The following is a 26,011-nucleotide window of genomic DNA, read 5'->3' as shown; positions in this document are numbered from 1 at the left end:
GAGCACGTGTCGCAGGAGAAGTCCGTCCAGACCCGGGACGAGGACGGGTACGACTACGACGTGATCGTGGTCGGCTCGGGGTTCGGCGGGTCCGTCACCGCCCTGAGGCTCACCGAGAAGGGCTACCGCGTCGGCGTCCTGGAGGCTGGCCGCCGCTTCACCCGGGAGACCCTGCCGAAGAACAGCTGGGACCTGAAGAACTACCTCTGGGCACCCAGGCTGGGCCTGTTCGGCATCCAGCGCATCCACCTGCTCGGCAACGTCATGGTGCTGGCCGGCGCGGGCGTCGGCGGAGGGTCGCTGAACTACGCCAACACCCTCTACGTCCCGCCGAAGGCGTTCTTCGACGACCCGCAGTGGCGCGACATCACCGACTGGCAGGAGGAGCTCGCGCCCTACTACGACCAGGCGCGGCGCATGCTCGGCGTGCGGCTCAACCCGACCATGACCCCCTCCGACGTGCACCTGAAGGCGGCGGCCGAGCGGATGGGCTGCGGGGACACCTTCCACATGGCGCCCGTCGGCGTGTTCTTCGGCGACGGCCAGGACGCCGACGGCACGGCGAAGGCCAGGCCCGGCGAGAAGGTCGCCGACCCCTACTTCGGCGGCGCCGGCCCCGAGCGCCGCGCCTGCACCGAGTGCGGCGAGTGCATGACCGGCTGCCGGCACGGCGCGAAGAACACCCTGAACGAGAACTACCTCTACCTCGCCGAGAAGGCCGGCGCGGTCGTCCACCCCATGACCACGGTCGTCTCCGTCACCGACGACTCCCGCGGCGGCTACGCCGTCGCCACCCTGCCGACCGACGACAAGAAGAAGGGCCGGGGCCGCACCTTCACCGCCCGCCGCGTCGTCCTCGCCGCCGGCACCTACGGCACCCAGACCCTGCTGCACCGGATGAAGGCGAACGGCAACCTGCCCTACCTCTCGCCGCGGCTGGGCGAGCTGACCCGCACCAACTCCGAGGCGCTGGTCGGCGCGCAGACCGACAACCGGCGCTACCGCAAGGTCACCGGCGAGCCGCGCGCCGACTTCACCCGGGGCGTCGCCATCACCTCGTCCATCCACCCCGACGCCAGCACCCACATCGAGCCGGTGCGCTACGGCAAGGGCTCCAACTCGATGGGCGGCCTGTCCATCCTCCAGGTCCCCTACGCCGAGGGCCGCTCCCGCGTCGCCGCCTGGCTCGCCAACGCCGCCCGGCACCCGATGCTGGTGCTGCGCTCCCTGTCCAATCGCAAATGGTCGGAGCGGACCATCATCGGCCTGGTGATGCAGTCCCTGGACAACTCCCTGACGACCTACCTGAAGCCGGACGGCGTCGGCAAGGGCCTGCTCACCGCCCGCCAGGGCCACGGCTCGCCCAACCCCAAGCAGATCAAGGCCGCCACCGAGGGCGCGAGCGCGCTCGCCGCCGAGATCAACGGCTTCGCCGGCTCCAACGTCGGCGAGCTGATGGGCACCCCGCTCACCGCGCACTTCCTCGGCGGCTGCCCGATCGGAGACTCGCCCGAGACCGGCGTGATCGACCCCTACCACCGGCTGTACGGCCACCCCGGCATCTCGGTGGTGGACGGCGCCGCGGTCTCCGCGAACCTGGGCGTCAACCCGTCCCTGACCATCACCGCGCAGGCCGAGCGGGCGATGTCGTACTGGCCCAACAAGGGTGAGGCCGACCCGCGCCCGGCGCAGGGAGCGGCGTACGAGCGGCTCAAGCCGATCGAACCGAAGTCCCCGGCGGTCCCGGCGGACGCCTTCGGCGCGCTGCGCCTGCCCTTCCTGGGCATGCCCGCGGTGCCGCCGAAGAAGTAGGCCCGCACCCGCCGTACGACGAAGGGACCTGCGCCCCCCTCCGAGCGCAGGTCCCTTCGTCGTGCTGTGGGGTGCGGTGACCCGTTACGCGGTCGCGGCACCCTTGCGGCGGCGGACCACGACGATCGCGCCGGCACCGGCGACGACCGCGGCACCGCCGACCAGGCCGATCATCGGCAGGGCGGAGCTGGAGCCGGTCTCGGCGAGGCTGCCGGTGACCTTCGGGGTGGTGCCGGTCGGCTTCTTGTCGGTGACCGGGGCCACGCCGCCTTCCTGCGGCTTGGTGCCGTCGGTGTCCGTGCCGGCCTTGACGATCTGGAACTTGTACGCCACGTCACCGAAGCCGACGCACTGCGCGTCGCTGTCGCCGTAGATCGTCGCGCCGAGCGTGAAGCCGGAGCCCACCGGGGCGGACGCCTTCACGTTGAGGCGCATCGGGATGTCGACCTCGTAGCCGGGCTTCAGCTCGTCGGTGTAGCCGACGAAGCCGACCGCGTAGCCGCCGTCGTTCAGGTCGCCCCAGGACTTGGTGTCCGGGTCCCAGGCCTGCAGCTTCACCTGGCCGGTCTTGAAGAGGTTGTCGCCGTTCTTGTCGCTGGAGGCGCCGGCGAAGTAGGCCAGGTCCTGCAGCGTGGACTTGGAGTTGTTGGCCACGTCCAGCGAGAACTTGTGCCAGCCGCTGCCCGCGGCGATCTTGCCGGGCAGACCGGTGATGGAGACGTCGACCTTGGAGTCCTCGCAGTCCACGGGCTCGTCACCGTCGCCCGGGTCGGTGCTCTTGGTGGCCGTCGGCGTGGCGGTCGGCTTCCCGGTGGGCGTGCCCGTGGGCGTGCCGGTCGGAGTGGCCGAGCCGGTCGCGGTGGCAGAGGCCGTGGCGGAGCCGGTCGCGGTGGCCGTGGCGGTGGTGTTCTCCGTCGCGCCCTTGTCCTCCTCGCCCGTGCCGGCGCTCTGCGTGCTCTGCGTGGCGGCCGGGCTGGTGGTGGACGTGGCCGGGGTTTCGTCGTCTGCGAACGCCGCCGGCGCCGACAGCAGCGCCAGCGGGGCTATCACTGCCGTAGCGGCCGCGGTGGCCATGGCACGGCGAAGCTTCATGAAGACCTCAAGGAGTCCGTCTGGGTGGGCCCCGCGTGGCGGCGCGGGTGTGGCCCTGGTTTCAGCACGTTGGATCAGTGAAGCCTGTGAATGGTTGTGCCGTCTTCACGTCACTTTTATGTGGGCTCCGTCACAAGTGGGCGCGGCTTGTCGCCCGGTCGTCGTACGCCGTAGAACTGTCGCTCGTGCCTGAAAAGCCCTCAGACGACGAGACCTCCCGCGTCCCCGACGACGTATGGGAGAAGTTCGTTCGCGACAGCGAACTGGACATCCGTGCCTCCGCGCCCAAGGAGCCGTCCGCGGCCGCCCGGGGCGCCGCCGGTCCGCCGCCCGGCCGGCGCACGGGTCCCGCCTGGCGCGAGCTCGACGGCAGGGCCGGCCGCCGGCGGCGGTGGTGGGCGGTGCTCGGCATCCCCGTGGCGCTGGCCGTCGCCGTCGTCGCGATGAAGCCCTCGCTGCTGCCCGGCGACCCCTTCGGCACCGGCGCCGCGGCCGCCACCGCGCCCCCGCTGCCGCCGGAGACCGCGCGCCCGACCGCGCCGGAGTCCGCCGCCCCCGCCCGGCCCACCCTGGACCGCCCCTTCGCCGGGTCCCCGGCCGAGCGGTGGGCCGACGGCGAGGCCGGCATCGTGCCGCCCGCCGCCCGCGCGATCGGCGTGCACTCCAAGGCGCGGGTCGCCAAGGCGCTGGAACAGACGAAGACCCTGCTCGTCGACGGCAGCCTCGATCCGGCCACCCTGCGCGGCGAGCGGCCCGCCGAGGCGCTGTCCGTGATCGACCCGCTCCAGCCCGGGCTGCGCGACCGGCTGGAGACCTCGCTGCGCCGGCCCGACCGGGACCACGACCCGGTCGCGCTGTTCAGCCGCTTCGACCCCCGGGAGGTCCGGCTGGTCGGCACGGTGGTCAAGACCCGCGGCCGGATGACCGTCGGGCCCGGTGAGCACGGCGCCGTCCGCATCCACGCCGACTACAGCTTCGTCTACCCCGTGGTGCGCACCGACGGCTCGACCGAGGTGACCCGCACGGTGGTCCGCCGCGTCCTCGACGTCGACCTGTACGACCCGGGCCGCTACCGGGTCACCCCCGGCACGATCGCCGTGACGCGCTTCGACGAGTCGGCCGGCAACTCCGCCTGTGACGTCGACGACGGCTATCTGCACCCCGAGTTCCCGTCGGCCGGACCGTCCGGCGCCCCACCCACGGGCCCCGAGGTGGACCCCTACGACCGCAGCGAGGAACTGGACCCGGACCGGCCGGGATCCTGCGGGACCGTGTCCCGGATCTGAGCCCCGGGTCCGAGCACCGGGTCCGAGCACCGGGTCCAGGTCCCGTCGTCCTTCATGCGACGCGGCCGTCCGGCGGGCATGAAGGAAGGGCCCCGCGGGAGCTCGCCGCGGGGCCCTTCTCCGGTCAGCACCGACGTCAGGGCAGCGCCGGTGCCTCGGGGAAGCGGCGCCGGGGGGTTGCGCCGCTGGTCTCGACCTCTGGCAGTGACCACCCCGGGAGGGGGTCAGTGCCCGGTAATACGGGTGCATACGGGGGGACTTGGGCTTGTCAGGCATCGTGCTGGATGAACGCGGTGCCCGCAACCGTTGGACCCGGCCCTTATGAAATTTTGCATATATCCAGGTTCCGCCGGCCGGCCCCGGGCGTCCCCGGAGCCGACCGTTCTCTTGGGTGACCGGGCTGCTGTCCCCTGCCGTCCGGTCACTTCCCTGGAGCGAGGTCCCACGACGCACAGCACGATCCGTACGCCTCATCGCTCCAGCGAGCCACGCGTGGTTCTTTCGGGCCCGCCCCTGGCTGGCACGGACACCGGTACCAACGAAGGGACCCCCGGGCGGTCACGCGCCGTACGGGTGAGAGCCGATGCGAACTCAGATGCGACCGCGGCACAGTTCGAGCAGCGTCATCGCCAGCGCGGTGCCGGGCTTGCCGAGCGCCTCGCGGTAGTGGCCGAGGATCTCCATCTCGCGGGAGAGGTTCACCCGGCGGCCGCCGGAGGAGATCCGGGCCTCCTGGATCACGGCCGAGACGGCCATCCGTTCCTGGATCAGGCCGATGATCCGGTCGTCGAGCGCGTCGATGCGCTCGCGGGCGCCGGTGATCACATCGGCGGCCTCGGCGGTCCGGGCTCCGGTGACGTCGGTGGGCGCGGTGGCGGTGGCGGGGGTCATAGGGGGCTCCTCGTCGGACGGGGTGCCCCGGAGCGGCAAGGTCCGGAAAACACGGGCGCCCCGGACCTTGTCGGCCCGGGGCGCCTGGGAAGTCGCTTGTCAGTAGCTCAAGCAGCACGACCATGGCAGCCGGCGGGCCGGGTGCCATAGGTAAAGACGTAGGTCTGGTGCTGGAGCATGGGCCCAGTATGCCGGGTGCGGGGACCGAGTCCAACACGGTTCGCATCCTGAGACGAGCGTCCGGCGGGCGGGCCCGGGGACGACGGCGAGGCCACCCGCACCCACCCCGGTAGAATTGGCCAGCACAGAGACCCCGCCCATCCGCCGGAAGGCTCCCGTGTCATCAGCGTCCCCCGCTGCCGCCGCCCCCGACACCGTTCTGGTCGTCGACTTCGGCGCGCAGTACGCCCAGCTCATCGCCCGTCGCGTCCGCGAGGCCCGGGTCTACAGCGAGATCGTCCCGAGCACCATGCCGGTGGCCGAGATGCTCGCCAAGAACCCGGCGGCGATCATCCTCTCCGGCGGCCCCTCGTCCGTGTACGAGGAGGGCGCCCCCCGCCTGGACCGCGAGCTCTTCGAGGCCGGCGTCCCCGTCTTCGGCATGTGCTACGGCTTCCAGCTGATGGCGGAGGTGCTCGGCGGCACCGTCGACAACAGCGGCGCCCGCGAGTACGGCCGCACCCCGCTGCACGTCTCCCGCGCCTCCTCCACCCTCTTCGAGGGCACCCCGGCCGAGCAGTCGGTGTGGATGTCGCACGGCGACGCCTGCTCCGCCGCCCCCGAGGGCTTCACCGTCACGGCCTCCACGGACGTCGTCCCGGTCGCCGCCTTCGAGAACGACGAGAAGAAGCTCTACGGCGTCCAGTACCACCCCGAGGTCATGCACTCCACGCACGGCCAGCAGGTGCTGGAGCACTTCCTGTACCGCGGTGCCGGCCTGGAGCCCAACTGGACCACCGGCAACGTCATCGAGGAGCAGGTCGAGGCGATCCGCGAGCTGGTCGGGGACAAGCGCGCGATCTGCGGCCTGTCCGGCGGCGTGGACTCCGCGGTGGCCGCGGCCCTCGTGCAGAAGGCCATCGGCGACCAGCTGACCTGCGTCTACGTCGACCACGGCCTGATGCGCAAGGGCGAGACCGAGCAGGTCGAGAAGGACTTCGTCGCCGCGACCGGCGTCAAGCTGAAGGTCGTCGACGCCGAGGAGCGCTTCCTCACCGCGCTCAAGGGGGTCTCCGACCCCGAGGAGAAGCGGAAGATCATCGGCCGCGAGTTCATCCGCGTCTTCGAGCAGGCCCAGGCCGAGATCGTCGCCGACGAGGGCCCGGCCGTGGAGTTCCTGGTCCAGGGCACGCTGTACCCGGACGTGGTGGAGTCCGGCGGCGGCACCGGCACCGCCAACATCAAGTCGCACCACAACGTCGGCGGCCTGCCCGAGGACCTCGAGTTCAAGCTGATCGAGCCGCTGCGCAAGCTGTTCAAGGACGAGGTCCGCATGGTCGGCCAGGAGCTGGGCCTGCCGGAGGAGATCGTCCAGCGTCAGCCCTTCCCCGGGCCCGGCCTCGGCATCCGCATCGTCGGCGAGGTCACCAAGGAGCGGCTGGACCTGCTCCGCGAGGCCGACGCCATCGCCCGCGAGGAGCTCACCGCGGCCGGCCTCGACCGGGAGATCTGGCAGTGCCCGGTCGTCCTGCTCGCGGACGTCCGCTCGGTCGGCGTCCAGGGCGACGGCCGCACCTACGGCCACCCGATCGTGCTGCGCCCGGTGTCCTCCGAGGACGCCATGACGGCCGACTGGTCCCGTCTGCCGTACGACGTCCTCGCGAAGATCTCCACCCGGATCACCAACGAGGTGCGGGACGTCAACCGCGTGGTGCTCGACGTGACCTCCAAGCCGCCGGGGACGATCGAGTGGGAGTAGGCCCTAGGCGCGTCTGACGACGCGCAGAGGCTCACCGGGCTTCCAGACCTGGACGACGAGGTACTTCTCGTCCTCCACCGAGGTCCTGACGACCTCGGTCAGCTCGGTGCGGAAGAGGTGGAACGGCTGCGGCGGTTCCACCTCTTTCGTGTAGGCGGTCTTGTCCGGACCGTCCGGCACCTCGTAGGCCCGCCCGCTGATCCGTACGTCCCCGCCGCCCATGCCGGTGCCCTCCCCGGGGTTCGCCTGGAGCGCGAAGCGGGGGTCGCGGTGCAGGTCACGCGCCTTGAGCGAGCCGTGCATCATTCCCAACCAGAGCTCGCCCCGGCGGAAGTCGACCTCCAGGCCGGAGGTGCGCGGCGAGCCGTCCGCGCGCAGGGTGACCAGGACGTGATGGGTGAAGGCGCCGAATCGCTCCTCGACCGTCGCGGCGAGCTGCGGCTCGGCGGCGGCGAAGTCTGCCCAGTTCGCTGTCATACGGCGAGTGTCGCGCCCAAAGACGACATCTTCTGTCGTCTTTCGGCAAGGTCTGTTCTCCTCGGCTGACCGGCGGTAACTTCCCGCCGTACAGCAACCGAGTGCCGGAGGACCAATGCCCGGGCCCACTCCGCCCCCACCCCTGCCCACCGACCGGCTGCGGTTCGCGATGCCGCCCAAGCACGACTCCCTGGACGACGAGCGCCGGCACCGCAAGGAGCGGCTCGCGGGGGCGCTGCGGATCTTCGGCCGGCTCGGCTTTGAGGACGGCGTCTCCGGGCACATCACCGCACGCGACCCCGAGTACAGCGACTGCTTCTGGGTCAACCCCTTCGGCCTGCCCTTCCGGCACGTCACCGTCAGCGACCTGGTGCTCGCCAACTCCGACGGCCAGGTGATCGAGGGCCGCTACCACGTCAACCAGGCCGCCTTCAGCGTGCACGCGCGCGTGCACGCGGCCCGCCCGGACGTCGTCGCCGTCGCCCACTGCCACTCCGTGCACGGCCGCGCCCTGGCCGCCCTCGGCGAGCTCATCGACCCGATCACCCAGGAGAGCTGCGCCTTCTACGAGGACGTGGCGCTGTACGACGCCTACAGCGGCGTCGCGGTCGACGCGGAGGAGGGCCGTCGTATCGCCGACACGCTCGGCTCGCGCAAGGCGCTGGTGCTGCGCAACCACGGGCTGCTGACCGTGGGCGACTCGGTGGACGCCGCCGCGTGGTGGTTCGTGACGATGGAACGGGCCTGCCAGGTGCAGCTCACGGCCAAGGCCGCGGGGCGTCCCGTCCTCATCGACCACCGGATGGCCACCGCCACCCGCGAGCAGCTCGGCGGCGACCTCGTGGCCTGGATCAACTACCAGCCGATGTGGCAGGACATCCTTCGCAGCGAGCCCGACCTGCTGGACTAGGCCCGCCCGTGGCCTGCGGCCCGGGGTCCCTCCGCGCCTTGAGGCAGGGGCGGGTCAACACGGTGACCCCCGTTTCACCCGCGCTGACCACACCTTCCGGCCGGGAGGAGCGCCGGGTAGGGCACAATGCGCTCTCGTCGCGGGGGAGTTGTCTGCCGGTGGCCGGAGATCCGGACGGGCCGCCGGCCGTGAGGGTCGTGGGGAAGGCGGGCGCGGACGTGGCGGTGCAGGAGGCGAGAGACGGGACGCCGGCGGGCGCCCACGAGGGCGGCTGCGCCTGCGGGGACTGCCCGCACGGCGCCCGCGAGGGGCATCGGCGCGCGGTCGCCGCGTTCCTGTCCCGGCGCGACGAGTTCGCCGCCGGTCAGGGCCTGCCGGCCGCCGTGGCGCACTCCGCGTCCGCCTCCCGGCAGTGGGTCTCCGAGGAGCTCACCCAGTCCGCCGCCCTCGTCGCCGAGCGCGGCCGCGCCGAGGGCGACGCCTGGCTGGCCGGGCTGGCGCGCCGCAGCGCCGGCACGGTCTGGGCGGCCGTCGTCGCGCTGCTGCTCGCGCAGTCGCTGACCGCGATCGGGGCCGGCTGGAGCGCGGCCCGCACCGCCGGGCTGCTCGCCGCACTGGTCGTCGCCGTCGCGCTGAGCGCGGCCTCCTGGTTCCACCGGGCGCGCGGCGGCGTGCTCGCGCCCGTCATCGGCGAGGACAACCGGCTGTCCACCTCCCGCGCGGTCGCCGCGGGCTGGGTGCTCTTCGTCGCGTACGCCGTGCTCGTCCTCGCCGGGCGGCTGGCCGCGGCCTCCGGGCACCGGGAGCGGGACGCCCTGCTCGACGGTCTCCGGCTGGCCCGGGGCGCGGGCGTGGTGACCGTGCTCGCCGTCGTGTGCGGGATCGCCGTGCTGGTGCGGCGCGTGGTCGGGCTGCGGGTGCTGGCTCAGCGGCTGCAGAAGGTCCGCGCGGACCGGCCGCGCGCCGCCGACCTGCTCACCGACGACTCCGGCCGGGGCGCCTTCCCCGACCTCCAGTACGTCGTGATCAACGCCGTCGCCCTGGTCTTCGCGGCGGTACGGCTGGCGCGGCGGCCCGACCAGCTGCCGGACCTGCCCTGGGGGCTCGCCGTGGTGGTGCTGATCTCGGCGGCGACCTATGTGGCCGGCAAGTACGCCGAGGGCGGCCGGCCCGTGATCCTCTCCGTCGTCCGCGCCCGCGAGGCCGGCGACCTGGACGGGCCGATCCGGCAGGGCGACGACATCGAGATCCGCGGCGCCGGCTTCGTCCCGCCGGGCGCGCAGGGCGCCGACCGGCTGTCCCGGATGACGGTCCGCATCGGCACGGTCCACGTCCAGGTCCCGCTCATCCCGGTCACCGGCGGCTTCAGCAACCCCACGGACTCGACCCTGACGGTCCCCGTCCCGGCGGACGTCGAACCGGGCCGCGTGGAGGTCCAGGTGGTGACGGCGGCAGGCGTGGAGACGAACCGGTACACGATCGACGTGACGGAGTGAGCCCCGGCGGGGCGGAGTTGGGGCACGGGGGCACTCGCCGTCCCGGCGGCGCAAGTTTTCAGCGCGCGGGATGCCGGTGCCGTACGGGTCCTGACCGGTGGCCCGGGCCTCAGCGGGCGGCCGGGTGTCCGGGCCTCGCGGGGGTTGAGCCGGGGCGCGGGCGGCGTGCCGATGCCCGGGCACGAGGGTGGACCGGTGCCCGCGTGGCGGTGGACCGGTGCCTGGGGACGCGGGTGGCCTCGGCGTCCTGACGGGACGGCTCCGCCGGGGAAGGCAAGGCGCTCGCGGCGAGGGCGGCACGGCGCTCGGCGAGGTGGCGCGGCGCCCTGGGACGGGCGTGGGTGCGCGTACCGGTGGGGGACTGTGCGGACGTTCGTCAGGATTGAGTCGATCGCCGCTTCCGTACGTATCGTCGGGTGACGGCACCGGCGGGCGAGAGGCGGCGGGAAGCGATGACTCACAGCATGCGCACGGAAACGCACACCCCCCATGCCGAAGGCGGCGCCGGCTGGCGGGACTCGGCGAGCCGCTACGCGCTCCTCCCGCTCCGGCTCTTCCTCGGCATCACCTTCATCTACGCGGGCCTCGACAAACTGACCGACAGCTCCTTCTTCCACGCGACCGGCGCCGGCTCGATCGGCGAGACGATGCGCTCCGTCCGCGACTCGGCGGCCATACCGGCCCTCGTCGACCTGGCGCTGAAGAGCCCCGTCGGCTTCGGGTACGCCATCGCCCTCGGTGAACTCGCCGTCGGCATCGGCACCCTGCTCGGGCTGCTCGGCCGGGTCGCCGCGCTCGGCGGTGCGCTGATCTCGCTGAGCCTCTGGCTGACGGTCTCCTGGGCCACCAGCCCCTACTACTTCGGCAACGACCTGGCGTACCTGATGGCCTGGCTGCCGCTGGTGATCGCCGGCACGCCGCTGTTCTCCCTCGACGCACTGCTCCGGCGCCGGCGGGCCGGCGGGTACCGGTAGCGGTGCCCGCCCGTCAGCCGTGACGGCGTCGCCGTACGCCGTGGGCCACCATGCCCGCCACCGCGGCGACGCACAGACCGCCCACGACGAGGGGGATCGCCACGAACCACGGGGTGTGCCACAGGCCGCCCGCGTCCCCCGCGTACAGCACGCCGACGGCGGTGAGGGCGAGGCCGGCGACCAGCCGGCCGGGCTGGAACTCATGACGCAGCACGGGACACCTCCGCCTGGCCGAGACCGACCTGGAGGTCCAGGTCCAGCGTGCCGGCGTTCTTCGCGCCGGCGGCCGGCCTGAGTGTCACCTGCTGGTGCCTGCCCGGTTGCACGTCCACGTCCTTCGTCCCGTCCCCCGGCAGCCGGATGTCGCCGACGCCGACCTCGATGTCCGCCTTCACCGTCACGCCCGGCGGCACGATCACCCGCACCCGGCCCACGCCCACGTCGGCCACCGTGCTCACCGTCCGGCCCGGCGCCACGTCGATCCGGGACAGGTCGAGCGTGCCGACGCCCGCACCGACGTGGTACTTCGGCTGCACGTCCGTCACCGCCGCCGGCTGCCACGTCGTCCGCGTCCACTGCGTGCCGATGTCGTGCGGCAGCGCCGCCGACGCGGTGAGCAGCGCCGCCGTGACGACCGACCAGAACACCGACCCCGCGCCCGTACGCCCGAGGAACGCGCTCACCGCGATCCCCAGCCCGAACACCGTCAGCGCCCCGGCCAGCCCCACCTGCAGGCTGGTGCCGAGCGGATGGTCGGGCCAGGCCAGGCCCGTGCCGAGGCCGCCGGCGACCAGCGCCAGCAGGAACACCCAGCCGCCGATCCAGCGCGGCCCGCGCGCCACCGGCCGGCTCGCGGCGGGCACCGGCGCCGCCCGCTCGGAGGTGAACCCCCGGCCGATCCCGACGGCTGTCGCGGCCTCCCGCTCACGGGAGTCGCCCGGGCCCCACAGATATCCCGTCCCGCCGACATGCGTGCCGTCCTTGACGATCGGGTCACGCCACCACGAGGGCGTGGCCCCGGCGGCCGGCGGCGCCTGGGCCTCCGGCGGCGCGTCCGCCACCGCCTGCGCGGCCAGCGGATCGGGGCTCGGCTCACCGCGCCGCTGCGACCAGTAGCCGGCGCCGGCCAGCAGCAGGGACAGGACGACGGCGAAGGTGAGCACCCCGCCGTTGCGCAGCATCGACAGGAACACCCCGCAGCCGACCAGCGCGAACAGCACCGCCGCGAGCGCCTGCCCGTCGACCCGCCCGGTGAGGAGCTTGCGCACCTCGTTCTCGTCCTCGTCGTCGTAGGGGACGAACAGCCAGGCGAAGCCGTAGAAGATCAGACCGATGCCGCCCGCCGCCGCCAGCACGGCCAGCGTGATCCGGAAGATCACCGGGTCCATGTCGCACTGCCGTCCCAGCCCGGCGCACACCCCGGCGATCGTCCGGTGCCGGCGGTCGCGGCGGAAGGGGTGCGGACGGCCGGCCGCACCGGTGCCCGGCTCCCCGGGCCCGGCCGCCGCGCCGGACGGGACGCCCGGCCCGGGCACCCCGTCCGCTGCGTGCTGGTGATCGGTCATGCGTCCATGGTGACGGCCCGGGCGCCCCGGCGGCAGTCGGGACGACCCTGGCCGGACCCTGATATCTGCCCTGAGAAGGGAAGATCAGGGGCGTCTAGGGGACCGACCCTGATGCTCCGGCCCGTCCGCCGTGTGACCATCGGTGACATGCCGGAGACCGCAGCAGCGCCCCTCGACGAACCGCGGCCGCCGCGCAAGCTCTACCGCAGCAGCGACGGACGCTGGCTGGGTGGCGTGGCGCGGGGGCTCGCCGGGCATCTCGGGCTGCCCGTGATCTGGGTCCGCCTGGTCTTCGTGGGCCTGTTCATGGCCGACGGCCTGGGCGCGCTGCTCTACGCGGCGTTCTGGTTCTTCGTGCCGCTCGGCATCGGCGGCGTCGACCAGCAGAAGCCGCCGTCCCTGGTGAGCACCGAGGTCTCGCCCGACGGGCGGCGCCGGCTCGTCACCCGCAGACCGGACAAGGGCCAGATCGTCGCCCTGCTGCTCATGGTCGTGGTGGCCCTGATCTTCGTCGGCAGCGTCAACATCGGCAACGGCGCCAAGGCGTACCTGCTGCCGGCGGTGCTCGTGGCCGCCGGTGTCGCCCTGGTGTGGCGGCAGGCCGACAACGCCCGCCGGGCCCGCTGGGTGGAGGTGGGCCGCCGCAAGCGCACGCTGACGCTGCTGCGGGCGGTGGCCGGCGTGCTGCTGGTGACGGCCGGCGTGTCCGGCATCTTCGTCCTCCAGGGCTCCGCCGCGCACCTCGGTTCGGTCCTCCAGGCGGCGCTGGCGGTCCTCGTCGGGATCACGCTGCTGGCCGGGCCGTACCTGGTGCGCATGACGCAGGACCTGTCCGAGGAGCGCCTGATGCGCATCCGCGCCCAGGAACGCGCCGAGGTCGCCGCGCACGTCCACGACTCGGTGCTGCACACCCTGACGCTGATCCAGCGCAACGCCGACAACCCCGGCGAGGTGCGCCGCCTGGCCCGCGCCCAGGAACGCGACCTGCGCACCTGGCTGTACAAGCCGGAGGGCACCGGCAAGGACGAGGCCGACGAGCCGGCCACGCTCGCCGACGCGGTCAAGCGCAACGCCGCCGAGGTCGAGGACAAGCACGGCGTCGCGATCGAGGTGGTCGTCGTCGGCGACTGCCCGCTCGACGAGCGGATCGCCGCGCAGATGCAGGCCGCGCGGGAAGCGATGGTGAACGCCGCCAAGTACGGTGGCGAGGGCGGCCCGGTGCAGGTCTTCGCCGAAGTCGAGGGCCGGACGGTGTTCGTGTCCGTCCGCGACCGCGGCCCCGGCTTCGACCTCGACGCGATACCCGCCGACCGCATGGGCGTGAGAGAGTCGATCATCGGCCGGATGGAGCGCAACGGGGGCACGGCGCGGCTGCGCGCGGTGCCGGGCGGCGGCACGGAGGTCGAGCTGGAGATGGAGAGGGCGGAGAAGACGTCATGAGCGACCCGACCGAGGCGAACGGTACGGCGGAGTCCGGCGGCGGCGCGGGGGAGCGCCGGGTGCGCGTCGTCCTCGTCGACGACCACCGCATGTTCCGCACGGGCGTCCAGGCCGAGATCGGCCGGACCGAGGAGACGGGCGTCGAGGTCGTCGGGGAGGCCGCGGACGTCGACCAGGCGGTCACGGTCATCACCGCGACCCGGCCCGAGGTCGTCCTGCTCGACGTGCACCTGCCGGGCGGCGGCGGGGTCGAAGTGCTGCGCCGCTGCGCCGCGTTGATGGCGGACGCCGAGCGGCCGGTCCGTTTCCTCGCACTGTCCGTGTCGGACGCGGCGGAGGACGTGATCGGCGTGATCCGCGGGGGCGCGCGGGGCTATGTCACCAAGACGATCACCGGGACGGACCTCGTCGACTCGATCTTCCGGGTCCAGGAGGGCGACGCGGTGTTCTCGCCGCGGCTGGCCGGGTTCGTGCTGGACGCCTTCGCCTCCACGGACGCGCCGCCGGTCGACGAGGACCTGGACCGGCTCACCCAGCGGGAGCGTGAGGTGCTGCGGCTCATCGCGCGCGGTTACGCGTACAAGGAGATCGCCAAGCAGCTGTTCATCTCGGTGAAGACGGTCGAGTCCCACGTCTCGGCGGTCCTGCGCAAGCTGCAACTCTCCAACCGCCACGAGCTGACCCGCTGGGCCACGGCACGCCGGCTGGTGTGACGGCGGTCCTGTGCACGGGGGCGGGGGATCGGGGGTGACGGCAACGCCCCAGGGGCGCGGGGAACTGCGCGACCAGCCACAACGAGACCCGCGGACGACAAGGGCGCCCCGCTCACACCACCCGTGTCGCGCCCGCGAACGGCATCTGGTCGATGGGCGCCAGGCGGACCGGTGCCGACGGGTTCGGCGCGTGGATCATCTGGCCGTTGCCCACGTACAGCCCGACGTGGCTGATGCCGGAGTAGAAGAACACCAGGTCCCCCGGGCGCAGTTCAGAGCGGGACACCCGCCGCCCCGCACCGATCTGCGCGTACGTCGTACGAGGCAGCGAAACCCCCGCGGAGCGGTATGCGGCCTGCACCAGCCCCGAGCAGTCGAAGGCGTTCGGACCGGTCGCGCCCCACACGTACGGGCTGCCGAGCTTGCTGTAGGCGTACGCCACGGCGGCCGCCGCCCGTGAATCGGGCGCCTGCGCCGTCACGCTCCCCGGCGCGGCCAGCCCCTCGCGCGCCCCGCCGCCCGCCGCCCGGGACGCCCGCTCCGCGCCGCCGGACACGGTGCCTGCCCCGATCCGCCGCCGCTCCTCGGCCGTCAGCCGGGCCAGCAGCCAGCGCGCCTCGTCCAGCTTGCCGGTGACGGTCTGCTTCTGCCGCTTCAGCTCCGCCTGCCGGGACCGCAGCGACGCGAGCTCCACGCGCGCGGCGCCGCGCAGCCGCTCGATCTCCCGCAGCTGCCCGCGCACCCGGGCGACGGCAACGGCCTGCCGGTCGCCGGCGCGCTCGGCGAGGGCGGCGCGGTCGAGGTACTGCTCCGGGCTGTCGGAGAACATCAGCTGCAGCGCCGGGTCCAGCCCGCCGCCGCGGTACTGCGCGCCGGCGACCGAACCCAGCGCGTCCCGCGCCGCGTTGAGGTCCTGCTGCCTGCGGGCCGTCTCGTCCTGGAGGTCCTTCAGCCGGCGCCGGGCCGCCCCCGCCTGCTCCTGGGCGCCGTTGTACTTCTCGGTGGCCACCTCGGCCTCCTGGTACAGCCGGTCGACCCGCGCCTTGACCTGGTCCGGCGTCGGGTCCGGCGCGGCGCTGCCGGTGCCGTCGAAGGCCGTCGCCGTCGCCGCGCCCGCGAGGGCGACGGTGAACGCCGTACGGGCCGTCCGGCCGCCGAGCGAGCGCTGTCTGGGCTTGCGGTGTGCTGCCACGGGGACTGCACGTCCTTTCGTCCACGCCGGGGACCGCCGGCCGAGCGGGGTGCGCGCCCGGCGGCGACCCGTCAGGGGAACGGGCGCCGCCGGGCTCTTCGGCGGTGGTGGCCGGCGGCCGCCCCTGGCCCGGACGGCGGTGGGGAGCCGGTCACCTGGGGAAGGACGCTAAACCGCTTCGTGACGGGAAGGTGACGGCCTGTACGGAAGTGACGCGAGCGGTGCAGGAGGTGACCGTATGTGACCGTGATCCCGTTCCGGAGATGCCGACTTCACGCAGTGCACCGACCGATGCGCCGATCCACCGGACGGCAGAGACACCGGACTGCTACGGAGGCAGAGGCACCGGACTGCTACAGAGGCAGAAGCTCCGGACTGCTACGGCGAAGGCGACGGACTGCCGAGCCGGGCGTGACCGCCGGCCGGTCGTGACTGCCGGCACCGCAGAGGCCACAGCGCACGCGCGGAGCGCCGGAGCGGACGCGCGGAGCGCACGGCGCACGCGCCCGCATGCTACGGCCCGGCCGCCGCGCCCCCGCGCCCGGGGCGCCGGAAGGCCACGGATCACCCCTGGCTAGGCTCCGGCCCCATGGACGTACTCATCCATCTCTTCGTCGGCCTGCACATCATCGGCATCGCCTCGCTCCTGGGCGGCTTCCTCACCCAGATGAAGGCGATGGGCCGCGGCGCCGCCCGGTTCGTCCCGGCGATGCTGCACGGCGCGCTGACGATGCTGGTCACCGGCGTCGTCCTGGTCGGCCTCAACCAGGCCGACGACCACACCGTCAACAACATCAAGATCGGTGTGAAGCTCGCGCTGCTGATCGTGATCCTGGGCCTGGTCTACGTCAAGCGCGACGAGGAGACGGTGGACAAGCGCCTGTTCGGCCTGGTCGGCCTGCTCACCGTGGCGAACATCTTCATCGCGGTGCTCTGGACCTGAGCGCCTCACCGGCAGTGGTGAGGGCCCCGGCGGCCACGCCCAGCCACGCGGCCACCGCGATCCACAGCAGCGCCTCACCGGGGTGCCGCAGCCACCCGGTATCGACCGCGGCGGCGACGGACAGCGTCGCCGCCGCCGTCATGCCGAGCGGGAACACCGTCGCCCAGCGGCGCGTGTCGTAGCCGAGGCGGGGCCGCACCACCTCGGCGACCACGAGAACGACGTACCAGAGCAGGTCCAGGATCAGCAGCGCGACGGTCGCGAACCGCAGCACGCCGCGGTCGTCGTCGTTCCACAGGTACAGCCGCGCGCTGTCGGCGGCGAGCAGTTTCGCCCCGGCCAGCGCGGAGATCGCCAGCGCGCCGCCCGCGATCCACTGGTCGCCGGGCCCCTCCACCACCTGCCGCGGGTCGAAGCGGGGCACGGCGATGCCGTAGAGCACCAGGCCCAGCCCGAACAGCACCAGCGCGGCGTGCGCGAGCCACGCCGTCGCCAGCGTCCCCGCGAGGACGGCGGCGAGCACGGACAGCCCCTGCGTCGCCACGCAGCCGAGGAACACCGCGCCCGGCATCCGCTGGCCCCAGTTCCGTACGACCGTGACGATCAGCACCGGCCACAGCACGGCCGCCAGGGCCAGCAGCGCCTCGGCCAGGGTGACCCAGCCCAGCATCGCGAACCGCGTGCCCAGCACCGTCGTCGCGGCCACCGACGTCAGCGCACCCGGCGTGGCCGCCTCGGTCGCCCACCGCGTCCGGTCCCTCAGCAGCCGCGTCAGGAACTCCGCGGCCAGGCCCAGCCAGAACACCGAGGCCGCCGCCAGCCAGATCCGGGACAGCAGCTCGTACCCGGTCAGGCCCAGCCCGACCGACACGATCCCGGTCGCCATGACGGCCGCCCCGGACGCCGGGGTGCGCTGCGCCCACCACGCGCGCAGCGAGGAGGGGGTGCCGGACGCGGCGTGCCGGCGCGAGGAAAGGGACATGCCGTCGATGCTATGAACCCTGCCGCGCGCCGGGCCCGGGGCACGCGCGCCGGTGGCCGCAAACCGTCAGGCCGGGCGTACGACGCTGTGGATGGCCGACTCGCCGTCGTAGTAGATGGACTCCTCGCGCACGTATGCGCCGGGCTTCGGGGCGTGGATCATCATGCCGCCGCCGATGTAGACGCCGACGTGGCTGACATCGCCGTAGAAGAAGACCAGGTCGCCGGGGCGGGCCTGGGACAGCGGGACCGTCGTGCCGGCGTTCACCTGGTCGTAGGTGGTGCGCGGCAGGTCCACGCCGGCGGCCTTCCAGGCGGCCTGGGTGAGCCCGGAGCAGTCGTAGGAGTCGGGGCCGGTCGCGCCCCACACGTACGGCTTGCCGATCTGCGCGCGGGCGAAGGCGAGGGCCTTGTCGGCCTGGGTGCTGGTGCCCGTGCTTCCGGTGCCGGTGCCGGTAGCTGCGCCCGTGCCCGTGCCGCCGGTCGACGAGCCGCCGCCCTGCTGCTGGGCCTGCTCCTGCTGGGCCGCCTGCTGCCGCGCCAGTTCCGCCGCCTTGCGGGCGGCCTCCTCCTGCCTCTGCCGCTCGATCGCCGCGAGCCGCGCCTTCTCCTGCGCCGTCAGCTGCGCCAGCAGCTCGCGCGCGTCGGCGAGCTTCTTCTGCACGGTGGCCTTGGCGGTGCGCAGGTCGTTCTGCGACTCGGTGAGCGCGCGCAGGCCGTCGGTGGCCTCGCGGCGCTGCCGCATCGTCTGCGCCTGCTCGGTGACGTAGTCGTCGACCGCCTCCTTCTGCCGGCTGGTCAGCCGGTCCATGAGGTGGCTCCGGTCGAAGTACTGCTGCGGGGAGTCGGCGAGCAGGAAGGTCGCCGTGTCGGGGAGGGCGGCACCGCCGGTGCGGTACTGGGCGGCGGCGAAGGAGCCCAGCTCCTCGCGCGCGTCGTTGAGCTTCTGGGTGCGCCGGGCCACGTCGTCCATCAGGGAGTCGACCCGGGTGCGCTGCTTCGCCGTCCGCTCCTTGGCGGCGTTGTACTTGTCGGTCGCGGTCTCCGCCTGCCGGTAGAGGTCGTCGACCTTCTTCTCGACCTCCTCCAGGCTGGGCTTGTGGTCCGCGGGGACGGCGTCGGCGGTCTGCGAGAGCAGGGCGACGGAGGTGAGGGCGGCCGTGGCCAGGGCGGGGGTGCGTATCCCGGCGAGGGCTGCGGCGGGACGCGACTTGCGGTGCGACGCCAAGGGAGGCGACTCCTTCCAACGGGCCGCCTACCGGGTTAGCTGTCGGGTTCGGGCTGTGTGGAAGGTGTGCCCTACGGCTCTCCGGGGGGAGAGGGCCGATTCACCCCAGGTCTCGGGTGGGTCCCCGGCTCCGGTGGCTGTGCGGGCGCACCGGACTCGGCGGAGGCCGCGCGGCCCGGCGACGTTCGCCGGTGGAGGTCGTACGGCCTGGGCGGCACGGTAGCCAACTCGTGTGCCTGCTGTGAAGGTTGGTGCGTGATATGCCCGATACGTTTTCGTGACCATCGCGTAGTGTCACCGGGTGGTGATACTGGGTGACGTGTGATGTTCCCCGGACGGGCCACGGGTTGTCAGTGGGGCGCCCTAGACTCGGAGAGCGATGAGCAGCCTCTTTGACGACAGCTTCCTGGCGGACCTCCAGGCCCCGCGGGCCCACCTGGAGGAACCCCCGCCGCCGCCCGAGGACGATCACACTCCGGAGCCGATTCCGGACGATCTGTTCGGCGGGAAGTTCGACGTGCCGCCGGACCGGGACGCCTACTACCGCGACGGCGCCGCGCGCCCCGCGCTCGACTCCGCCGCGCTGCTGGACGGGCTGAACGACAACCAGCGCGCCGCCGTCGTGCACTCCGGCTCCCCGCTGCTCATCGTCGCCGGCGCCGGCTCCGGCAAGACCCGCGTGCTCACCCACCGCATCGCCTACCTGCTCGCCGAGCGGGACGTCCACCCGGGCCAGATCCTCGCGATCACCTTCACCAACAAGGCCGCGGGCGAGATGAAGGAGCGCGTGGAGCAGCTCGTCGGCCCGCGCGCGAACGCGATGTGGGTGATGACCTTCCACAGCGCGTGCGTGCGCATCCTGCGCCGCGAGTCCAAGAAGCTCGGCTTCACCTCCTCCTTCTCGATCTACGACGCCGCCGACTCCAAGCGCCTGATGGCCCTGGTCTGCCGCGACCTGGACCTCGACCCCAAGCGCTTCCCGCCGAAGTCCTTCAGCGCCAAGATCAGCAACCTGAAGAACGAGTTGATCGACGAGGAGGACTTCGCCGCCCAGGCCACCGACGGTTTCGAGAAGACCCTCGCCCAGGCCTACGCCCTGTACCAGTCGCGGCTGCGCGAGGCGAACGCCCTCGACTTCGACGACCTGATCATGACGACGGTCAACCTGCTGCGCGCCTTCCCGGACGTCGCCGAGCACTACCGCCGCCGCTTCCGGCACGTCCTGGTCGACGAGTACCAGGACACCAACCACGCCCAGTACGCCCTGGTGCGCGAGCTGGTGGGCACGGGGGAGTACGACGAGGACACCCCGCCCAGCGACCTCGACGTACCGCCCGCCGAGCTGTGCGTGGTGGGCGACGCCGACCAGTCGATCTACGCCTTCCGCGGCGCGACGATCCGCAACATCCTCCAGTTCGAGGAGGACTACCCGGACGCGACGACGATCCTGCTGGAGCAGAACTACCGCTCCACGCAGACCATCCTGTCCGCCGCCAACGCGGTCATCGAGCGCAACGAGTCCCGCCGCCCGAAGAACCTGTGGACCAACGCCGGCCAGGGCGCCCGCATCACCGGCTACGTCGCCGACACCGAGCACGACGAGGCCCAGTTCGTCGCCGACGAGATAGACCGCCTGGTCGACGCGGGCGAGGCGAAGGCCGGCGACGTCGCCGTCTTCTACCGCACCAACGCCCAGTCCCGTGTCTTCGAAGAGGTCTTCATCCGCGTCGGCCTGCCCTACAAGGTCGTCGGCGGCGTCCGCTTCTACGAGCGCAAGGAAGTCCGGGACGTCCTGGCCTACCTGCGGGTCCTCGCCAACCCGGAGGACTCCGTCCCGCTGCGGCGCATCCTCAACGTGCCCAAGCGCGGCATCGGCGAGCGTGCCGAGGCGATGATCGACGCCCTCGCCCAGCGCGAGAAGATCAGCTTCCCGCAGGCGCTCAAGCGGGTCGACGAGGCGTACGGCATGGCCGCCCGCTCCACCAACGCCGTCAAGCGGTTCAACACGCTGATGGAGGACCTGCGCACCATCGTCGAGTCCGGCGCCGGACCGGCCACCGTGCTGGAGGCCGTCCTGGAACGCACCGGCTACCTCGCCGAGTTGCAGTCCTCCACCGACCCGCAGGACGAGACCCGCATCGAGAACCTCCAGGAACTCGCCGCCGTGGCCCTGGAGTTCGAGCAGGAGCGCGGCGAGGGCGAGTCCGTCGCCCTGTCCGACTTCCTGGAGCAGGTCGCCCTGGTCGCCGACTCCGACCAGATCCCCGACGAGGACGACGAAGGCTCCGGCGTCATCACCCTGATGACCCTGCACACCGCCAAGGGCCTGGAGTTCCCGGTGGTGTTCCTCACCGGCATGGAGGACGGCGTCTTCCCGCACATGCGGGCCCTCGGCCAGACCAAGGAGCTGGAGGAGGAGCGCCGTCTCGCCTACGTCGGCATCACCCGCGCCCGGGAGCGGCTGTATCTGACGCGGTCCTCGATGCGCAGCGCGTGGGGGCAGCCGTCGTACAACCCGCCCTCCCGCTTCCTGGAGGAGATCCCGCCGCAGCACGTCGACTGGAAGCGCACGGGCGGATCCGCGCCGGTCTCCTCCGGGCCGGCCTCGGGGATCGCCGCCTCGCTGTCCTCGTCCCGCTCGCGCTCCTCGGCCGCCGGCGCCTCCGGGTTCGCCACGCGCCGCGCCGGGGACAAGCCGGTGGTCTCGCTGGCCGTCGGGGACCGGGTCACGCACGACCAGTTCGGGCTCGGCACGGTCGTCGCGGTCAAGGGCACCGCCGACAAGGCGGAGGCGACGATCGACTTCGGCGACGGCAAGCCGAAGCGGCTGCTGCTGCGGTACGCGCCGGTGGAGAAGCTGTAGGGAAGGGAAGACGCCGGGGGCTTCGGCCCCCGGGCCCGGTCAGGTCGGGTCGAGGCCGTGGCTGCGCAGCCACGGCAGCGGGTTGATCGCCGCGCCGCCGCCGGGACGCACCTCGAAGTGCAGGTGCGGACCGGTGGAGTTGCCCGAGTTCCCGGAGTACGCGATCGGCTGACCGGCCTTGACGGTCGTACCGGAGGAGACGCGGTAGCTGGAGAGGTGGCAGTACCACGTCTCCGTGCCGTCCTTCGCGGTCACGATCATCATGTTGCCGTAGGCGCTGTTCCACTGCGTGCGCACGACGCCGTCGGTCGCGGCCATCACCGTGGTGCCGTACGACACGGGGAAGTCGATGCCGGTGTGCACCGACATCCAGTTGATGCCGGCCTGGCCGAAGTAGGCGCTCAGACCGTGCTGCAGGACCGGCAGCGCGAACTTGGGGCGCAGCCGCTCCTTGCGGGCCGCCTCCTCGGCGGCCTTCTTGCGCTCCAGCTCCTGCTGCGCCTTGAGGTCGATGCGCTCCTGGGTGCGGCTGGCCCGGTCGGCGAAGTCGTCGGCGCCGGCGGACAGGCTCGCGAGCTGGGTGTCCAGCTTGTTGTTGGCGGCGGACGGTTTCACCGCGTGCGCGTCCGAGGCGGTCGCGGTGGTGTCCTGGCCGTCGTCGCCGCTCAGCGCGCCGACGGAGGCGACGGCGATCCCGGCGACCCCCATCACGCACGCCGACGGCACGGCGACGGTCAGCAGCGCCGACCGCTTCGCGGGCGTACGGCGGCGGGAGCGGGAGGCGCCCCGGGCGGCCGCGCGGGTCTGCGGGGGCGGGGTGACCTCCTCCTGGTCGTCCAGGAGCGGGGCGGAGTCCGGGGTGAGCGCGGGCAGTTCGCCGGTGCCGGTCAACCGGCCGTCGTCGTGGGCCGGTTCGTCGTAGGCGACCTGGTCGAAGGTGGCGGTGGCCTGCTGGTCGAAAGGTTCCGCCTGGTGCGCGTAGCCGCCGTGCGGCTCGGCGGTGTCGTACCCGCCGGTGGTGTGCGCGGTGTCGTAGGCGCCCGTCGCCTCCGCGGTGCCCGCGGTGTTCCACTGCGTGGCGTCGTACACGCCGCTGTCGAAGCTCTGCGTGCCCCAGTCCCACTGCTGGGCGGCGTCGGCGGCGGCCTGGTCGGGCTGCAGCCAGGCGGACGCGTCCCACTGACCGGAGACGTCGGGGGCGGCGGCCTGCGGCGGAATCGCCGACAGCTGCTGGTAGTCGGAGGTCCAGGCGGTCGTGTCGTAGGCGCCGGTGTCGTACGCCGCGTGGTGCTGGGCCGCGTACGGGTCCTGGTGCGCGACCGGATGGCCGCCGGTGGACCACTGGCCGGTGTCATACCCGCCGTCGCCGGGAAGACTTCCGAAGAGCGGATCGGTCGCGAACTCCCCGGTGCCGTGCGCACCGTCGGAAAAACCGTTCGCGTCGTACCCGCCGTAGCTGGTGAAGTTGCCGTACGGGGCGTCCTGCTCACCGTACGACGCGTACTGCGCCGAGGAGGCGTCGGAAGCCGGAGCCGGGGTGGTCATGGTCCCCGACGGGTGACGGTCGTTCACCAACTTCTCTTTCGCCTCGACAACAGGGGCTGCCAGAGCAGTGCGGCGACTGTACCCGGCGGTACGCGGGCACGACAATCTTCGCTTGGTTTCGCGCGCGCAGGAAACGGGCATTCGGTCGTCTTTTGGCCGGTCCAGACGCGGGCTTGGCCTTGCGTTCGATGATTGTTCGACTTTTTGTCGCCGTCGAGGCGGGGTGGCGGGTCGCCGGGGTCGGCTGTGTGAGGGGGCGATTCGCCCTCTAGGCGTTCTCCGGTCAGCTTCCAGAGGTGCTCCGGCGGCTTCGGGCATGCTGCCCGGCCGTCGCCGGGCGGTCACGCGCGGTGACCCACGGCCGGGGCCGGCGCCCTGGTCGGGACTCCGGCCGGGCGTGTCGCCGCCTGGAGGTGCCGGTCGGGCCTGTCGCCCGGTGGGGCTGCCGGCCGGCTTTCCTCCTCTCGGTCACGCCACGGTCAGGCCGCCCGTGTCGGCGGTGGCAGCGGTTCCGGGCAGTTCCGCGTCGAGGGCCTGGCGTATGCCGGCCGCCACGGCCGGGTGAACCGGCAGGGCCAGATGGCCGATCCCGGTCACCTGCACGTTCTGGGCGAGCAGGTCGGGGTGGTCGATGCAGGCGCTCTCCAGCGGGTCCATCAGATGGTCCAGGTCGCTCCAGAAGCTCACGAAGCGGGTACGGCAGCCGGGCGCCGGCTGGGCCAGCTCCTCCAGCACCGGCGAGCCGGGCCGCATCTGGCGCACGATCGGGTGCGCGTTGGCGAGGGGAGCCACCCGGGTGCCGGAGTGCGGTGTACCCAGCGTGACCAGCGTGCGCACCCGGTGATCGCCACCGAGGCGCTGCACGTAATACCGGGCGATCAGCCCGCCCAGGCTGTGGCCCACGATGTCGACGCGCGCACTGCCCGTGCGCTCGCATATCTCCTCGATGTGCCGTCCGAGCAGCTCAGCGGCGATACGGATGTCGCAGGTCAGCGGCGAGTAGTTCAGCGACTCGACGCGCTGCCGGCCGTGCTGGGCCAGATTGCGGCGCAGCAGCACGAACACGGACCGGTTGTCGATGAAGCCGTGCAGCAGCACCACGGGCGGATGGGCCGGGGCCGGCAGCCGCGCCGGGTCCGGGGTCTCGTGGGTTCCGTCGGCCTCGATGCCGGCCTGGAGGCCGTCGTCGGCGCCCTCGACGCCGTAGGAGGCCTGGGCGACGCGGGTGCCGCGGGCGGGGGCCGGACCGGGCAGGGCCGGAATGCGGCGTTCCTGGACGATGCCGGAGGGATACAGCAGGAGGTGACCGGTGAGGATCGCGAGCTCCAGGGCGGTGGCCTTCAGCAGGGCCACCGAGAGCCCGGCCAGCCTGCTCGGCAGGAGGCGCTGACAGAGGGGGAGAAAGGGATACAGGACCCTGGTGACCTTCATGGCCGACCTCCAGTCGGCACCCGGGGGGACGGCTCTGTCCCCCGCGTGCCCTCGTGGGATGCCGTGGCCGAGGTCCTCGACGGGGTGTCCTGCGGTGTGTGCGATGTGCTCCTGTGTCGATACGCCCTGTCCTCGCGACGCGCTGCCTGCGGCGCGGTGACACGGCGACCTCGTAGCGGCTCCCGTGGCGCGTGTTCCTTCTGGGGTCCGAGTGCCCCGGAAGTCTCCGGCGCATGGCTCGCGGATTCCGGGAACCCTGCGCGATGAACATGTCCCACTGTGTGATTTCCCCCTCGCTGTGCACCGCGAAACTGCCGGTTGCGGGATGCTGGCGATAACGTTCGTTCACTTCCCCGGCCGGTGTGGGTACCGCAGTACTTGTCGGTGGGGATGGATGCAGTCGCTTCATGGAGGCAGTGATGGGTGTGGCAGCCGGTCCGATCCGCGTCGTGGTGGCGAAGCCGGGGCTCGACGGCCACGATCGCGGGGCCAAGGTCATCGCGCGTGCGCTGCGCGACGCGGGCATGGAGGTGATCTACACCGGGCTCCACCAGACCCCCGAGCAGATCGTCGACACCGCGATCCAGGAGGACGCCGACGCCATCGGGCTGTCCATCCTCTCCGGAGCGCACAACACGCTGTTCGCCGCGGTGATCGATCTGCTCCGGGAGCGGGACGCCGAGGACATCCTGGTCTTCGGCGGCGGGATCATCCCGGAGGACGACATCCCGCCGCTGAAGGAGAAGGGCGTCGCCGCGATCTTCACCCCCGGCGCGACGACGCAGTCGATCGTCGACTGGGTCCGGGCGAACGTCCGCCAGCCGGCCGAGGCCTGACGGGCCCCGCGGGCGGCATTTCCGCCGGTCGCGGGTCGCGGGGTTCCGCGAGGCGGGCGGCTCGGGGGCGGTCACGGGCAGTGGTCCGGGGGCCGGCTTGTGTTCAACGGCCGGCCCGTCGCTTCCGCTGTCCTGAGCGCGCGGGTGAGGCCGGACGGCCGGGCGGCCATGGTGAGCCTGGACGGTCGGTCGGCCATATGGGTGAGCCTGGGGCGCCGGGTGGCCACGCGGGTGAGCCTGGACGGTCGGTCGGCCATATGGGTGAGCCTGGGGCGCCGGGTGGCCACGCGGGGTGTCGCGGTCGCCCAGGGTGACCTGGCCGTATACGCCGTCCGTGCGGGATGCGCCGCCCGCGCGGTCCGTGCGGTTCACGGCGTTCGTGGCGCCCGCGCGGTCCCTGCGGTTTACGGCGTCCGTG

General features: G+C 72.8%; 21 protein-coding genes and 1 riboswitch. Of the genes, 11 read left to right on the top strand and 10 right to left on the bottom strand.

All coding sequences use genetic code 11. The features are described 5' to 3' along the window. Positions 1-6 precede the first annotated feature (6 nt). Complete coding sequence (locus tag ACF1AL_RS18190; protein WP_391704014.1) at positions 7-1,812, top strand: GMC family oxidoreductase N-terminal domain-containing protein; 1,806 nt, start codon at positions 7-9, stop codon at positions 1,810-1,812. 84 nt (positions 1,813-1,896) lie between these two features. Here ACF1AL_RS18190 and ACF1AL_RS18185 read toward each other — a convergent pair whose 3' ends face one another. Next, positions 1,897-2,904, bottom strand: coding sequence for an LAETG motif-containing sortase-dependent surface protein (locus ACF1AL_RS18185; protein ID WP_391826509.1), 1,008 nt, complete (start codon positions 2,902-2,904; stop codon positions 1,897-1,899). 185 nt (positions 2,905-3,089) lie between these two features. On the opposite strand from ACF1AL_RS18185, the gene ACF1AL_RS18180 reads away from it, so the two are divergent. Next, the gene (locus tag ACF1AL_RS18180; RefSeq protein WP_391704008.1) at positions 3,090-4,190 is read left to right on the top strand and encodes a hypothetical protein; all 1,101 of its coding nucleotides are present in this window, start codon (positions 3,090-3,092) and stop codon (positions 4,188-4,190) included. Between the two features lie 591 nt (positions 4,191-4,781). On the opposite strand, the gene ACF1AL_RS18175 is transcribed toward ACF1AL_RS18180, so the two are convergent. Further along, positions 4,782-5,081, bottom strand: coding sequence for a chorismate mutase (locus tag ACF1AL_RS18175; RefSeq protein ID WP_366837913.1), 300 nt, complete (start codon positions 5,079-5,081; stop codon positions 4,782-4,784). Between the two features lie 337 nt (positions 5,082-5,418). Between ACF1AL_RS18175 and guaA the strand changes: the two genes are divergently transcribed. Beyond that, a complete protein-coding gene (guaA, locus tag ACF1AL_RS18170; protein ID WP_366837914.1) occupies positions 5,419-6,999 on the top strand; it encodes a glutamine-hydrolyzing GMP synthase in 1,581 nt (526 codons plus the stop codon). A gap of 3 nt (positions 7,000-7,002) precedes the next feature. Here guaA and ACF1AL_RS18165 read toward each other — a convergent pair whose 3' ends face one another. Continuing rightward, positions 7,003-7,476 (bottom strand): pyridoxamine 5'-phosphate oxidase family protein, encoded by a 474-nt coding sequence (locus ACF1AL_RS18165; RefSeq protein ID WP_391826507.1) that lies wholly within the window; start codon positions 7,474-7,476, stop codon positions 7,003-7,005. Between the two features lie 115 nt (positions 7,477-7,591). On the opposite strand from ACF1AL_RS18165, the gene ACF1AL_RS18160 reads away from it, so the two are divergent. The 3 genes from ACF1AL_RS18160 (at position 7,592) to ACF1AL_RS18150 (ending at position 10,856) form a co-directional block, all read left to right on the top strand. Further along, entirely contained in the window at positions 7,592-8,386 is a 795-nt protein-coding gene (locus ACF1AL_RS18160) for a class II aldolase/adducin family protein (RefSeq protein WP_391780477.1), read from the top strand. 218 nt (positions 8,387-8,604) lie between these two features. Beyond that, positions 8,605-9,882 carry a hypothetical protein gene (locus ACF1AL_RS18155; protein ID WP_391826683.1) on the top strand — a complete coding sequence of 426 codons (1,278 nt, stop codon included), beginning with the start codon at positions 8,605-8,607 and terminating at the stop codon, positions 9,880-9,882. Between the two features lie 452 nt (positions 9,883-10,334). Next, the gene (locus ACF1AL_RS18150; protein ID WP_391826505.1) at positions 10,335-10,856 is read left to right on the top strand and encodes a DoxX family protein; all 522 of its coding nucleotides are present in this window, start codon (positions 10,335-10,337) and stop codon (positions 10,854-10,856) included. Between the two features lie 13 nt (positions 10,857-10,869). Here the strand turns inward: ACF1AL_RS18150 and ACF1AL_RS18145 are convergent, their stop codons facing one another. Continuing rightward, a complete protein-coding gene (locus tag ACF1AL_RS18145) occupies positions 10,870-11,070 on the bottom strand; it encodes a hypothetical protein (protein ID WP_366837918.1) in 201 nt (66 codons plus the stop codon). Next, positions 11,057-12,421 (bottom strand): PspC domain-containing protein, encoded by a 1,365-nt coding sequence (locus tag ACF1AL_RS18140; protein WP_391826503.1) that lies wholly within the window; start codon positions 12,419-12,421, stop codon positions 11,057-11,059. Before ACF1AL_RS18140 ends, ACF1AL_RS18145 begins: the two co-directional genes overlap by 14 nt. A gap of 147 nt (positions 12,422-12,568) precedes the next feature. On the opposite strand from ACF1AL_RS18140, the gene ACF1AL_RS18135 reads away from it, so the two are divergent. Next, entirely contained in the window at positions 12,569-13,861 is a 1,293-nt protein-coding gene (locus ACF1AL_RS18135; RefSeq protein WP_391703994.1) for a PspC domain-containing protein, read from the top strand. Next, positions 13,858-14,574, top strand: coding sequence for a response regulator transcription factor (locus ACF1AL_RS18130; protein WP_366837921.1), 717 nt, complete (start codon positions 13,858-13,860; stop codon positions 14,572-14,574). The genes ACF1AL_RS18135 and ACF1AL_RS18130 overlap by 4 nt, the downstream gene beginning before the upstream one ends. Before the next feature lie 112 nt (positions 14,575-14,686). Here ACF1AL_RS18130 and ACF1AL_RS18125 read toward each other — a convergent pair whose 3' ends face one another. Then, positions 14,687-15,766: an NlpC/P60 family protein gene (locus tag ACF1AL_RS18125; RefSeq protein WP_391826501.1), complete on the bottom strand. Its 1,080-nt coding sequence runs from the start codon at positions 15,764-15,766 to the stop codon at positions 14,687-14,689. Positions 15,767-16,355: 589 nt separating this feature from the next. On the opposite strand from ACF1AL_RS18125, the gene ACF1AL_RS18120 reads away from it, so the two are divergent. Further along, positions 16,356-16,709 (top strand): hypothetical protein, encoded by a 354-nt coding sequence (locus tag ACF1AL_RS18120; protein WP_391821042.1) that lies wholly within the window; start codon positions 16,356-16,358, stop codon positions 16,707-16,709. Here ACF1AL_RS18120 and ACF1AL_RS18115 read toward each other — a convergent pair. Both ACF1AL_RS18115 and ACF1AL_RS18110 read right to left on the bottom strand, forming a co-directional pair. Then, on the bottom strand, positions 16,687-17,691 hold the full coding sequence (locus ACF1AL_RS18115; RefSeq protein ID WP_391826499.1) for a tellurite resistance/C4-dicarboxylate transporter family protein: 1,005 nt from the start codon (positions 17,689-17,691) through the stop codon (positions 16,687-16,689). The genes ACF1AL_RS18120 and ACF1AL_RS18115 overlap by 23 nt on opposite strands. 66 nt (positions 17,692-17,757) lie before the next feature. Further along, on the bottom strand, positions 17,758-18,918 hold the full coding sequence (locus ACF1AL_RS18110; protein ID WP_391826497.1) for an NlpC/P60 family protein: 1,161 nt from the start codon (positions 18,916-18,918) through the stop codon (positions 17,758-17,760). Positions 18,919-18,925: 7 nt separating this feature from the next. Continuing rightward, positions 18,926-19,090, bottom strand: a riboswitch (cyclic di-AMP (ydaO/yuaA leader). A gap of 207 nt (positions 19,091-19,297) precedes the next feature. On the opposite strand from ACF1AL_RS18110, the gene pcrA reads away from it, so the two are divergent. Further along, entirely contained in the window at positions 19,298-21,781 is a 2,484-nt protein-coding gene (gene pcrA, locus ACF1AL_RS18105; protein WP_391660026.1) for a DNA helicase PcrA, read from the top strand. A gap of 39 nt (positions 21,782-21,820) precedes the next feature. On the opposite strand, the gene ACF1AL_RS18100 is transcribed toward pcrA, so the two are convergent. Both ACF1AL_RS18100 and ACF1AL_RS18095 read right to left on the bottom strand, forming a co-directional pair. Further along, the gene (locus ACF1AL_RS18100; protein WP_391826495.1) at positions 21,821-23,353 is read right to left on the bottom strand and encodes a M23 family metallopeptidase; all 1,533 of its coding nucleotides are present in this window, start codon (positions 23,351-23,353) and stop codon (positions 21,821-21,823) included. Positions 23,354-23,794: 441 nt separating this feature from the next. Continuing rightward, on the bottom strand, positions 23,795-24,757 hold the full coding sequence (locus ACF1AL_RS18095; RefSeq protein WP_391780469.1) for an esterase/lipase family protein: 963 nt from the start codon (positions 24,755-24,757) through the stop codon (positions 23,795-23,797). Positions 24,758-25,176: 419 nt separating this feature from the next. On the opposite strand from ACF1AL_RS18095, the gene ACF1AL_RS18090 reads away from it, so the two are divergent. Then, complete coding sequence (locus ACF1AL_RS18090; protein ID WP_384204774.1) at positions 25,177-25,593, top strand: cobalamin B12-binding domain-containing protein; 417 nt, start codon at positions 25,177-25,179, stop codon at positions 25,591-25,593. Positions 25,594-26,011 lie beyond the last annotated feature (418 nt).

Source organism: Streptomyces sp. NPDC014801, from assembly GCF_043082085.1.
Classification (GTDB): Bacteria; Actinomycetota; Actinomycetes; order Streptomycetales; family Streptomycetaceae; genus Streptomyces.
Note: the sequence above shows the minus strand (reverse complement) of the source record. Positions and strands in the feature narration are given on the sequence as shown.